The sequence below is a fragment of the Brevibacillus agri genome, from assembly GCF_004117055.1.
Taxonomy (GTDB): domain Bacteria; phylum Bacillota; class Bacilli; order Brevibacillales; family Brevibacillaceae; genus Brevibacillus; species Brevibacillus agri.
On record NZ_CP026363.1, the window covers coordinates 927,722 to 940,868 of the forward strand.

General features: G+C 51.2%; 8 protein-coding genes. All 8 read left to right on the plus strand.

Translation table 11 applies throughout. From position 1 onward, the window contains the following. Nucleotides 1-131 precede the first annotated feature (131 nt). The 8 genes from BA6348_RS04685 (at nt 132) to BA6348_RS04725 (ending at nt 13,110) form a co-directional block, all read left to right on the plus strand. Nucleotides 132-758: a TetR/AcrR family transcriptional regulator gene (locus BA6348_RS04685; protein ID WP_005830281.1), complete on the plus strand. Its 627-nt coding sequence runs from the start codon at nt 132-134 to the stop codon at nt 756-758. Between the two features lie 42 nt (nt 759-800). Then, nucleotides 801-1,928: an efflux RND transporter periplasmic adaptor subunit gene (locus BA6348_RS04690; RefSeq protein ID WP_242507449.1), complete on the plus strand. Its 1,128-nt coding sequence runs from the start codon at nt 801-803 to the stop codon at nt 1,926-1,928. 108 nt (nt 1,929-2,036) lie between these two features. Continuing rightward, nucleotides 2,037-5,147: an efflux RND transporter permease subunit gene (locus BA6348_RS04695; protein ID WP_007786138.1), complete on the plus strand. Its 3,111-nt coding sequence runs from the start codon at nt 2,037-2,039 to the stop codon at nt 5,145-5,147. A 588-nt stretch (nt 5,148-5,735) separates the two neighbouring features. Continuing rightward, nucleotides 5,736-7,031: an HD domain-containing protein gene (locus tag BA6348_RS04705; RefSeq protein WP_005830276.1), complete on the plus strand. Its 1,296-nt coding sequence runs from the start codon at nt 5,736-5,738 to the stop codon at nt 7,029-7,031. Further along, entirely contained in the window at nt 7,024-7,548 is a 525-nt protein-coding gene (locus BA6348_RS04710) for a YwgA family protein (protein ID WP_005830274.1), read from the plus strand. The genes BA6348_RS04705 and BA6348_RS04710 overlap by 8 nt, the downstream gene beginning before the upstream one ends. Nucleotides 7,549-7,775: 227 nt before the next feature. Continuing rightward, on the plus strand, nt 7,776-8,159 hold the full coding sequence (locus tag BA6348_RS04715) for a thioredoxin family protein (RefSeq protein WP_122953089.1): 384 nt from the start codon (nt 7,776-7,778) through the stop codon (nt 8,157-8,159). 40 nt (nt 8,160-8,199) lie between these two features. Further along, entirely contained in the window at nt 8,200-9,129 is a 930-nt protein-coding gene (locus BA6348_RS04720; protein ID WP_307723490.1) for an S-layer homology domain-containing protein, read from the plus strand. Beyond that, nucleotides 9,130-13,110 (plus strand): ABC transporter permease, encoded by a 3,981-nt coding sequence (locus BA6348_RS04725; RefSeq protein WP_122953088.1) that lies wholly within the window; start codon nt 9,130-9,132, stop codon nt 13,108-13,110. Nucleotides 13,111-13,147: the final 37 nt, after the last annotated feature.

The window sequence follows — 13,147 nt, forward strand, 5'->3', positions numbered from 1 at the left end:
TAGGGGAGATGAAGTGAATTTTTTCGTTTGCGAACGCATGCAAGTATTTACATGCATGCATCGCCGGGATATAATGTGCATGGAAATTTATGAAAATGAAAGCAATTGCTTGCATGGTTCGGAGGTGCATTATGGATCACCCACATATAGATCAGGCTTCTGGAGGGAGGGGAGAGGAGCAGGAGACGCGGGAGAAAATTTTGTCTGCGGCCCGCCAGTTGATGGCGCAAAAAGGCTACAAGGGAGCGACGACCCGCAAAATTTCCGAACTGGCCGGAGTTAATGAGGTGACGATTTTTCGCCATTTCAAAACGAAGGTGGCAATTCTCGAAGAGCTGCTCAAAGACGTTCTCGACGTGCGGGAGCAGTTGGAGCAAGGGCTGCAGGGCGAGTTCGCCAACGTCAAAGAGATGCTTATTACGTATGCAAGGACGTATTACCACTTGCTGGTGGAGCGCAAAGAAATTTTGATGATTTGCATTGTCGAGGCAGACAATTACCCGGAGGTCGTCAAGCTGTTCAGCAGTTTGCCGATGACCGCCGTAGACGTGCTGAGCGCAAAGCTCGCCGAATTTCAGGAGCAGGGACACCTGCCCAAATCTGATCCTTGCACAGCGGCTTTGATGTTCATTTCGACGTTCTTTTATGCGTTCATGGCCAAGTACCGCGTCAGCCTTGATGCCCCGATCATCAATGACGAGGAACAACTGTATGAGCATGCGTCAGAAATTTTGCTGGAAGGAATCAAACGGGCGTAAAAAAACAAAATCGTGTGATGGTACATAGGAGCGGGGGAAGTCATGAAGAGAAAATGGCTTGTGTCTGTAATGATGATGGGATTGTTGACAACAACGGCATGCAGTGAGCAGCAGCCTGCCGCAGCCCCGGAAAAGGAAGTCAAGCAGGTCGTCGTGGCCGCAGTCAAAAAGGAACAGGCGGAAACGGTGTCAGAGCTGTCTGGAACGCTGGAGCCGCTGGAAGAGGCTGTCGTCTCTTTTGAAGTGGGCGGCCAGCTCGTGGAGATGGCGAAAAACGAGGGCGACAAGGTCAAGGCGGGGGATGTGCTGGCTCGGCTCAACGCGCAGGACTATTCGCTGCAGGTCGCTTCCTCGGACGCAGCGGTTCAACAGAGCGCTGCCAATCTGAGCAAGGTCAACAACGGAGCGCGGGAGCAGGAGATCGCCCAGGCGCGGCTGCTGGTCGAAAAGGCAACGGTTGCTCTGCAAAAAATGCAGGATGATTTCAAACGGATTGAACAGCTTTATCAGCAAAAGGCGATTTCGCAAAGCGAGTTCGAGACGGCGCAGAACGGGCTGACGCTTGCGCAAAAAGATTTGCAAAATGCACAACAGGCGTACTCGCTGGTGACCCAGGGGGCGCGTCCAGAAGACAAGGAGCTGAGCCGGGCCACCTACAACCAGGCTGTGATCGCAAAACAAGTGGCGGCAAGCACCCTGGCAAAAACACAGCTTCGCTCTCCCATCAATGGCACCATCATCGCCAAGCTCACATCTGCGGGCAATCTGGTCGGATCCGGGACTCCTGTGTACAAGGTCGGCAATATCGACACGCTAAAAGTCGTGCTGCCAGTACCTGACCGCGAGATTTCCGTCTGGAAGGAAGGCGAGACGATTTCGCTCGATCTGTACGGCCAGAAGCGCGACGGCAAGGTCACCAAAATATACCCGGCGACCAACCAGAGCACAGGGACGATCGGTGTGGAAGTGCAGGTGGCCAACTCCGCGCACGACTGGTTTGCCGGGCAAGTCGTCAAGGCGACCAAGACGATCAAAGGGCAGGCTGGCGTCTATGTTCCGGTTGAGGCCGTTATCAGCCGAGGAAAAGACGACGCCCATGTGTTTCTCAATGCGGGCGGCAAGGCTGTAAAAACAAAGGTAGAGATCGGACAGATTTCCAATTTCCAATGACAAACTGGAAATTAAAAGCGGGCTGAAAGAGGGGGACCAACTGATCGTCAAAGGTGTCGACCGTTTGTTTGACGGCGACCCGATTGAGTCGGCAGGAGGGAACCAGCCGTGATTACGTACATTGTCAAGAAACGCAAGATCACACTGCTGTTTTTTGTCATGGTCGTGCTGGTCGGCTTCCTTAGCTTTTTTCAGCTACCGAAGCAGGAGTCGCCTGACATCATCGTCAACCTGGCGACCGTGACAACCATTTACCCGGGAGCTTCGCCAGAGAAGGTCGAGCAGACGGTGACGAAGAAGCTGGAGGAAAAAATCAACGAGTTGCAAGGACTGAGCTATATTTCCTCCACCTCTTCGCTAGGCGTCTCCTCGATCATCGTGGAAGCGAAAAGCGATGTGGACCCGAAGCAAAAATGGGATGAGCTGCGCAAAAAGGTAAAAGACGCAGAGGCCGAGCTTCCGGCAGATGCAAAGCAGCCGATCATCAACGACGACCTGAACCGCACGTTTGTCCAGACGTTTGCGGTGACGGCAGATTCGCGGGAGCAACTGTACAGCATGCGCGACATGCTGAAGTCGTGGAAAGAGCAACTGCGCACGATTCCCAATGTGGCGGACGTCCAGGTAGAAGGCTTGCCGAAGCAGGAAGTTCACATCGAGGTGGATACGCAAAAGCTGAGCCAATACGGCATAACGTGGAGCCAGGTAATGATGGCGGTCAAACGGGAAAATGAAAAAATCCCGCTGGGCGATTTGACGACCGACAAACGCACTTATCAATTGAAGCTGGCGGAAAACGTGAATGTGGAAGAGCTGAACAACGTATTGATCTCCCGCACACAAGCGGGCTTCCCGATCTATTTGAAGGACATCGGGCAGGCGAAGCTGACGACGGAGACAGTCAAATCGGTCTCTTATTACAACGGCAAGCCTTCGATCTCGGTCAGCATCAATGCGGAGACAGGAAGCGACGTGCCATCGCTGCAAAAGCGCGTGGACGAAATGATGCTGACGCTGGACAAATCGCTGCCAGTCTGGGCGGAAAGACATTCGATCTACAGCCAAAACGAGCGCGTGGATGAGCTGTTCAGCGATCTTACCCGGGAAATGATTATTGCCGTCATCGCGGTTTTGCTCGTCTGCACGCTGGGCTTGAACCTGATTACTTCGTTTGTCGTGGCTTTGGCGATCCCGATTTCGCTTGCGGTGGGGCTCTTGTTCCTACCGTCGCTTGGCATCACGATGAACATGATTTCGATTGTCTCGCTCATTATCGTGCTGGGAATTTTGGTCGATGACGCCGTGGTAGTGAACGACAACATTGAGCGGCGCTTGTCCGTGCTGGGCGAAAAGCCGCTGGCGGCAGCAGTCAACGGCGCCAGGGAAGTGTCCATTTCGATTGTGACCGCGACATTGGCGACGATTGCCTCGTTTGCCCCGCTGATGTTTTTGAACGGAAACGCAGGCCAGTTCATTCGCCCCGTCCCGGCGATCATTTCGTTGACGATGCTGGCGTCCATGATTATGTCGCTGACGATCATTCCGATTTTCCGGCAATGGTATGAAGAGCGGCGCAAAGCAGGCGCGGAAGGGTACCGCAAGCCTGCGGGGCTGCTGGGCAAACAACTGACGCAGTTGACGAACTGGTACGCAGGCAAGCTGATGCCGAAAATTCTCAAGCGTCCGCTGTTGGCCGGGATGATTGGCGTTTTGATCGGGACGGCCGCATACGGCTTGATTCCGCTCACTCCCGTGCAGTTGTTCCCGAACGATGACCGCCCGCAGTTTCTCGTAGATATTCGCGTGCCAGTAGGGAGCAGTCTGGAGGAGACAGATCGGGTCGTGCGGGGCGTATCCGACTGGATCATGAAGCAGCATGGAATCGAATCGGTCGCCTCCTACGCCGGGGGCAGCGCTCCGAAAATGTTTGGCGGCGACACAGAGGCGGGAAGCGGCATCACCGTCGGGCAGCTCGTCGTGCGTTTTAATGAAAAGGAAACGAAGATCGAAAACATGCTGGAGCCTTGGACGGAAGAGTTCAAGAAAATGTACCCGGAAGCGACTGTTTTGCCTAAGCAGTTGGAGGCGGGACCGCCTGTCGGCAAGCCGGTTGTCATCCGCGTGTACGGGGAAGACATCGAGACGCTCCGCTCGCTTGCGGCGCAAATCAAAGACAAGGTGGCGGGGATTGCAGGCACCTACGACGTGCAGGATAATTTCGGCCTAGAGCGCTACACGCTTGAATTTGTCGTCAACAAAGAGCTGATGGAGCAAAAGCTGGTCAACTACACGGACCTGTCGACGACGCTCAGGTTGGTCAGCGAAGGGATCAGCGTCAGCGAGTTCGACACCGGCGACGAATTGATCGACATGAAGCTGTTCCTGCAAAAAGGCGAAGAAGACCCTGCTCTGTTGTTTCAGCGTCTGAGCATCGCCAACGCCCGTGGCGAGCTGATTCCGCTGTCGCAACTGGCGGAAGTAAAGCCGACTTTCAGCACGCAGGCGATTCCGCATCGCGATTTGTCGCGGAGCGTAACGGTATCGGCTGATGTCAAAAACCGCACGGCAACAGAAGTGATGACGGAAATTCAGCCGATGCTCGACAGCATGTCTTTGCCCGAAGGCTATCGCATTGACATCGGCGGGGAAACGTCAGAGCAGACGGATATTTTTATCGACATGGGCAAACTGTCCATTCTCGTCGTGTTCCTGATCTTGATTTTGATTGCGATGCAATTTTACTCGCTGTCCATCCCGGTGCTGGTCATGAGCACCGTCTACTTGGCGGTAGCGGGCAGTCTGATCGGACTGTTCGTGACCCAGACCCCGCTTGGCTTCATGACGATGATGGGAGTCATCTCGCTGTCGGGAATCGTCGTGCGCAACGGAATTGTGTTCATCGAGTTCATCGAAGAGGCGCGGCATGCAGGGGCAGAGCTGAAGCAAGCTGTCATTTCGGCAGGCGAGGCGCGCTTGCGGCCGATTTTGCTGACCTCGTTTACTGCGGTGGCGGGTCTCATGCCGCTCGCGATTTCCGGCGACGTTCTGTTCAAGCCGCTCGCCGTCACGATCATTTCCGGCCTGCTGTTCTCGACGCTGTTGACGTTGATAGTCGTGCCGTCCTTCTACACGGTGCTGACCCAGCGCAAGCTGAAAAAGCAGGCGAAAAAAGCGGCAAAGCGTCCGGACTTGTACGGGCCGGAGGCAGAGATGATGTAAGGAAAATACAGCAGCGGCAGTCTCTCGCGCAATTTGCGACAGGGACGCCGCTGTTTCGTTTTGGTTGCTGGCTGTGAAGGGGGAGGCGAGCACGAGCGGCAGCAGGACATTGCTTACCGATTGGGCATGTGCCATTTTCGCCCTGCGCCACCCGATGAACTACAGCAAGGGAAGCGAGACGACCAGCAAGAGCGGGCTGCCCACGAAAAAAAACAGCTTCTGCCACAAAAGGTTGTGCCAGAGCGCGACAGGGACGTTTTTTCCAGAAGCTGGACGCGATGAATTGTCCCTAGGAGACAATCAGCGGCAGCAGGAGCATTGCCATTAACAAGCTGTCCGGAAATGCAGGTGGACACAAAGTGGAGTGATTCTCTTTGACTGGGTATTATTTCGTGATTTTTCGATGTTTTTTCCTTTTTTCCTCCTATTTATACGACTATTGATCTATGCTAAAGGTACATTTTTCAAATTTTTGCAAGAGTTTGCTTGCCGCAAGAAACACACCCAGACGTGTGTTATGATAGAATCAACGATACTGTACTCATAGAAAATAGAGAGAGAACGCAAAACAGGAAGGGAGTGTCCAGGATGCAACAGCCCCAGCTTCTACATGAAGAAAAGGTATTCAAAGACCCCGTTCACCGCTACGTCCACGTGCGGGACAAATTCATTTGGGACTTAATCAACTCGCCAGAATTTCAACGTCTGCGCCGGGTCAAGCAACTGGGCACCAGCTTTTTTACCTTTCACGGTGGAGAGCACAGCCGTTTTAACCATTCGCTTGGCGTGTACGAGCTGATGCGGAGAATTTTGGAGACATTTGAAGGCCGGATTCAATTGACGTATGAGGAAAAGTTGCTGTGTCTGTGCGCAGCCCTGCTCCACGATGTCGGGCATGGGCCGTTTTCCCATTCGTTTGAAAAGGTGTTCAAATACCATCACGAGGATTGGACGCGTGCGATCTTGCTGGGAGACACGCAGATCAACCGGATTTTGCGCCGTTTGGATGAAGAGTTCCCGAAGAAGCTGGCGGAAGTCATCAACAAAACATACGACAACAAGTTGATTGTCAGCTTGATCTCCAGTCAGTTGGACGCGGATCGGATGGATTACTTGCTGCGGGATGCCTACTACACAGGCGTCAACTACGGCAATTTCGAGATCGAGCGCATTTTGCGCGTCATGCGGCCGCAGGAGGACGGGATCGTCTTCAAGTTCAGCGGAATGCATGCGGTCGAGGACTACATCATGTCGCGCTACCAAATGTACTGGCAAGTTTATTTCCACCCGGTGACGCGCAGCGCGGAAGTCGTGCTTTGCAAAATTTTTCAGCGGGCCAAGTGGCTGTTTGCGAACGGCTACGCGTTTTCCCAGGAGCCGGTCATGCTGCTGCCGTTTTTGCAGGAAAAAGTGGAGCTGGCCGATTATTTGGCGTTGGACGAGTCGGTCATTTTGTTTTACATGCAGCTTTGGCGCAAGGAAGACGACCCGATTTTGAAAGATTTATGCGCCCGTTTTCTGGACAGGAATCTCTTCAAATACGTCGAATATAATCCAAGAGATTTCCGCTTGCTGGCAGAACTGAAAAAGCAGTTCCAACAGGCGGGCATCGACCCGATGTATTATTTGGAGGTAGACACGACCTCCGATCTTCCGTATGATTTTTACCGTGCCGGAGAAGAAGAGGAGCGGATTCCGATTATGCTCCAGATGCCTTCCGGCGAGCTGGTAGAACTGTCGCAGAAGTCTGAGATTGTACAGGCCATTAGCGGAAAGCGGCGATTTGACTACAAATTGTACTTTCCATTGGATAAAGTCATGGCTTTGCCGGGGGAGCTCTCCCGGAAGATTCGAGAACGTCTGGGAGTGATGGAGGATGCTTAATCGTCACGCCAAGATCATTCGTCTGATCGAAATTGTCGGCGAAGTGAGCGGGCGAAAAAAATTGCAGAAAATGGTGTACATAGGAAAACATCTGGAGATGGATTTCGATGAGCGCTACGAGTTTCACATGTACGGCCCGTATTCGGAGGAGCTGACGCTCAGGGTGGACGAGCTGTGCAACATGGGGCTTTTGGACGAGCAGGTGGAGAGCAAGGGCGCCATTCACATGTACCGCTATTCTCTGAACGAAACGGGACGCGACTTCCTCCGTTTTCACGAAGTCGACTTCGGGCTGGGAGAGCGGGCCATTTTGCGAATGAACGAGGAAAACTCCCGCTTTCTTGAACTGGTATCCACCATCCTGTACTTCAGCCATTTGCCCTACGAAGAAATGAAGGGCAAAATTTTTACTTTTAAGAGCAAGCAGCGCTACACCGAGGAGGAAATCCAGAAGGGTCAGGCGTTTATTGAGGAATTGCGCTCATTGGTGCAAGGAGACGGCACGAAACCGATGTAGCCGATTATGCATAGACCGACCAGCACGGCGTACGAACTTACTACAGTTGTGGTACGTCATTTTTTTTGTCTTTTTTCAACAGAATCCGTTTTTTTCTTGCAGTCGACCACATCGCGGGTCGGCTTTTTTTGTCTCAGGGCGGCGCTGCATAATACGAGCATCGTTCTTTGACAAAAGCATAGCGATCATTTTTGTGCTGATTCAGTAGTATCTAGGGAGGGAAGATGATGAAAGGAAGCAAGCAATTGTGGCGGTGGAGCCTGTTTTGCGGCGTTTTTGTGCTTGTCGCGCTGGCCTGGCTGGCCGTTGCCAGCGCGCGGGAGGCGAGGATCGTTTACGTTTTTAGCGAAAACTGCGGGTATTGCACGGCGTTTACACCTACCTTTGAGCAGGTGACAAAAGATTATCCGCAGCATCTGGTCGAGCGCCTGGACATCCACAACGAACAGGAGCTGAACGAGGCTATCCGTTTGGGAGCGCAGGCGACTCCGACCGTTTTCATCGTGGAGGGCGGGCGAGTGAAGGACAAGCTGGAAGGAGCTGTGCCGGAGGAGCTGCTGCAAAGCTTTTTGCAAAGAAACTTGACGCAGCCTCTTTCTAAAAATGGATAAAATTAGATAAAATACCAAGTGATAAGAGGGGGGATCAGCCGTGAAGCTGTCGGGAAAAGCATTGTGGACAAGCCTGTTGCTACTGGGGATAACGGTGGGTCAAAGCGGGGGAAGCGCAGGGGTGCTGGTACATAAAGTGGAAGCGGCGGGTGCCATTAAGCCCGCAGCCGCCTCCGACTACGCCAGTCATCCAGCCAAAGAAGCCATCGCGTTTGGCTTGCAAAAAGGGTACATTTGGACGTATCCAGACGAAAAATTTCATCCGGAGCAAACGGTGACCCAGTCGCAATTCGTAGCCAGCCTGGTAGCGATCCGCCAAGTGAGCGAAAAGGCCCCCGTGCCAGAGCTTGCGGCGGGCCATTGGGCGAAAGACATCTACAAGCGAGCGCAGAAGGCGGGAATTTTGGCGAATGTAAAGATTGATCCGAACAAGCCGTTGACAAAGGAAGAGGCGGCCGCGTTGGTGTTTAATGCGTGGAGGCCGTTTCGGGGGGAGAAGAATCCGAATTTAACGAATACTGGGGCACTGATTACCTGGGGGTGGATGAAAGCTGCTCCTAGTGGGCAACCGAAGTTCCGTGAGGATTTACCTGTAACTCGTGGGGATGCGGCGGAAATTTTACGGTATCTTTGGACTGACAAGTGGCAGCTTGAGCAAGGCGCGAAATATGCAGATGAATTTCATAGAAACCTGAAGATCCAGAATGGTAAATTAACTGGCAAAGTACCAAAGGCAGATAAAAATTTCATGGTTATTGTACAGTTCAATAAAAAGCAAGGTGGACTAGAAGGCTTTATAAATGGTATGTCTTTTAGCATTCCTGTCAATGAAGTAAGTTCCATTGGCTTGTTAGTAAGCAATGTTAATGACTCAACCGATGCAGGAACTTATTTATACACAAAATTACCTTCTTTGGAACGAGTGAATAACAATACTAAATTCCATAAGCAAGCGAAGGGTGAGAACTAAGTGCGAACACTCTTGTTTAAGTACAGGAAATTAATTTTCTCTGTGCTTTCTTTTTGCCTTCTTTTTGGGGTAATCACTACTCATCCAAAATTAGCGGATGCCTCGCCTAACTATCATGGCATTGTTGTTGCTACTATCGATCAAAATAAAGAGCTTGCGCCAAAAGGGGGATTCACTATTCTTAGGATCGAGGACATTGATGCGAACCTGGGCGCAACCGTATCACAAATTGAGGTAGATAGGACAGTGGATGACACTAGAGTATTGGGTTTTGCTGACATTCATCAAAAAGCAGATAGAGGATGGTACTTTGTAGATAATAGTGAGGCTGCTTATTGGATCGCCCGTTTTGGAGGGAACCCGAACTACATTCTTGGTGGATCTGCCAACGTCTATAGTAAGACAGTTTCCAATAAGACAACTTTTAACGAATATCAAGCCTACAATCTCGCAGAACTAGCATCCGCATCAGGCGGTGCCGGCTACACAAAAGGCGATAACTTGGTTCCAAATGGTTCAGGCGGGTACATTTCAGTCGGCCACTTCCGGACAACGCCGCAGCCGACAGGCGCGGTAACGACCGACAAAACAAAATACAACGTCAACGAAACAGTGACGATCAGTGCAAATGCTACGGACTATTCTTACTATGACCGCGGCATTTTTGTTTGGTCGTTAAGCGTAATCAATAAAACGACAGGCCGTGGCTATAAAAGCTTCCTGTCCAACAAAGATTTCCGCGATCCAAGCGGCACCGTTCCTACCGTAAGTGAAACGAGCAATCCGCCTGGATACACTTGGACCTACAGAAACACCGAGTATAAGCCGACGGAGCCAGGAGTGTACGAAGTATCTTTGACGATTACCGATTTGCACCAGCGGAGCCGTCAAGGTTCGAGTAGTATAAGCGTTTCTACTCCATATATAGCTCAATTTACCGTTGGGGAAGTAACACCCGGCCCGGAAGAACCTGATCCAGAAGAGCCAGATCCAAATCCATCCTGCTCCATAGAAACAACGAAAACAAAAATGGATATTCAGGTAGTTGGCGACAAAGACATAAAAAATCATACGGCTGTTTCCAGCGGTGGATCGGATATCGTGGTAGAGAAAAATGCAGAGATCACTGTTTTTGCGAAGAAAAACGGCACATTCACGATGAATGGTTCACCAATGGCTACTGGTTCCGGAGGGAACAAAAAGGTCGGAATAGGCAGTATAGGCTCATCTGGACGAGTAAAGGTAGTTTACAGAAGCGACGACGGGACCGAGTGTTGGGAAAAATACTTTCGCGTAGAAGCCAAAGACGGCGAAGATAAATGCCCCATCATCACCCTAAACAATTCTGTTATTCGTAACGGGCATACGATTGAAATATTGCCGATAGACACTCTGTATTTCAAGGCCAATTATACAGATAAGAACGGTGAAACGGGGCCGGCAGAAATCATGTGGGACGTTACGAAACCAAATGGCAGCGTCGTCACTTTGCCCGGCCAGTACGACGATAAAGACAGGTGGCGTCCATACAACGCTGAAAAACTAAATCTGCCATATCCTCCTGAAGTCGTGTTTGAAAAAGGAAAAACATACAAACTCAGGTTAAACTACTCCGCATCGCAATGGAATGGTAAACCTGAATGCGACTTTGAAATAACAATCGTTGTAAAAGATGCATCCTGCTCTATAGCTGATCTTCGAAAAGTCGTGTTTTTTGTCCATGGGCAATACCCGAATCCTTTTTCACCCGAAGGAGACGCGCTGGATAGTTCTCCTAACGGTCCAAGCACACTCACTGAACCTGTCTATATGAGGTACTTCACTGATGCAGGAGATCACTACGAGACAAACATGGGCTTCTCCACGAAGCTGTCGGGAAAATGGTACTTGAAACGGGATGGACAAAAGATACCTTTGACCGATGGTGTAGTACCTGCCAATCAAAAGTTCGATCTCAGACTACCAAGCGATGTTGACGTTGGTGATACCATTCTCATCTCGTTTGAATCCGAGAATGGATGTGTCGGTGAATTGACGTTTACCATTGTATCGGACCGTAAATGCCCGGATATTCTTGTATCTGTTGAAACCAAATTAAACTCCGAAAAATGGAGTAAGAATATAAAACGTGGAGAAACCATCGAGCTGGCAGCAAATGAACTCCAAGGGGAATACTGGTTCAGGATGTTTTTGAGCCAGGACAGCTCGTACATGGTAAAGTGGTTTGATCCGAACACAGGAATGTGGGAAAGAAAAAGGGATGGCAAATCTTTGTACAGTTCAGGTAGTCCAGGTGAAGACCACTGGATTCTCTTTCCAACAGGTAATGGAGGTCTACTTTTGGACGGACTCTACAAAGTAGAAATAAGTTCATATGAAGACGAGAATTGTCACGGCTTCTTTTTCGTGAAAATTGGTGAAGGCAGTCCAGGTCCAGATCCCGATGGAGAGAACCTTTTGATCGTCAAGAGCAGCTTCGACATTGATCCAGGCGATCCGCAAGCGCCAGGAACGGAAGCGACGATTACTTTCAGCGTGAAAAACGCTGGTAAGTTGACACACGATACAAAATTGGCGATCAGATGGGAAAGTTCAACAAAAGAAACAATTCTCGATGTAAATGACTTTAAAGCAGGCGAGGTTCGCAAAATCACTGTACCAACCAAGTATCCGCAAAAAACAGAGGATTTCATTGCGAATATCAATCCGTCCAAGAACAAACCGGATAACGAAACGATCTGGCCAGATAACCGCGCCCAATGGCCTGTGAAGATCGTCGGCGGAAATATCCCGCAGCCTCCCGGGGGAGGGGAGAATTACGATGGCGGCGAAATCGGGCTGGAGATATACGACAGCGAGAATCGCCAGTTACAAAAGCTGCCGGTACAAGCAGATGGCGTATGGGAACGCGAGCCAGCCAAAATTCGCGTAGTGATCGATCAGGCGAAAATCAACGAAGGCTTTCAAAAGACGCAGCAGCAGATCAATCAAAAAATTACGGAATACAAGCTGCAACTGGAGCAGGCGGTCAGCGGGGAGGACGTCAAAAACATTGCCGTTACGGCCAGCCCCGGCTGGATCACAGACGCCAAAAGCCTTGCTGTCTACACGCCCGCTCTGCTGGATTTACAAGTGACAGGTCCGGGAATCCCGCAGCAATGGCAGGTAGCCAGTACGTCCATGGGGGGAGACTTTTTGTACACGGGCACGCATGTCCCCACCCAAACGACGTGGAGACAAGTGCTGCAAAATCAGCCATACAAAGCGCAAATCAACGGCTTTGTCATTGCCATGGATTACAAAATTGATTTTACGCTGACCTACGATGTGTGTTCCACAAACGAGGAGGACCAGGAAACGTGCGAAGCGCAAACTGCCGTTCGCTCGATGACGGGTCGCTACACGATTACGGTAAAAGGGGGAGAGCGCAGCTTTGAGGTGTTTGAGCCGAATGCGACTAGCTTCATTCAGCATACGCCGGAATGGTCAGAATACCATGCGCGCGACCGTTATAAGGACAGTGCGCCCAACGATTTTTATGCGGGCGAGCGGATTTTGGCGCGCGTGGAACTGCAGGAGCGTCACCGCCATCCGGTCAGCGGCCAGTTTCCGCTGATTGTTTCGGCAAAAGCATGGATATCCGAGACGGGACGGAGGCAGACGCCATTGCAGTCTTTGCTTTCGTTGCAAGCATTTTCAAACCAGCGCTGGGGCGGACAGTCCTTTTCAGCGTCCAAGCTGGGGACGCGCGAGGTGGGCGTAGATACACCGTTGATGGGAGACAAGCAGCACGGCTTTGCAAAGGGCGGCTCCTATGCGGTTTACTATCAGGTGCAGTTTCGGTTTGGCGTTGACAAAGGCTTTCCTTATTTGAACAAAACGGCCGGGCAAGGCCATGAGCAGGCGGATTACCGGGTGCCTTTCCGGATTATCGCCAATGCCTGGGAGCGGCAAGGAATCCGCAACCACACGACGCAGTAAATATATTTGCACCCCTTATCTGTCTTTTTTTACTGTT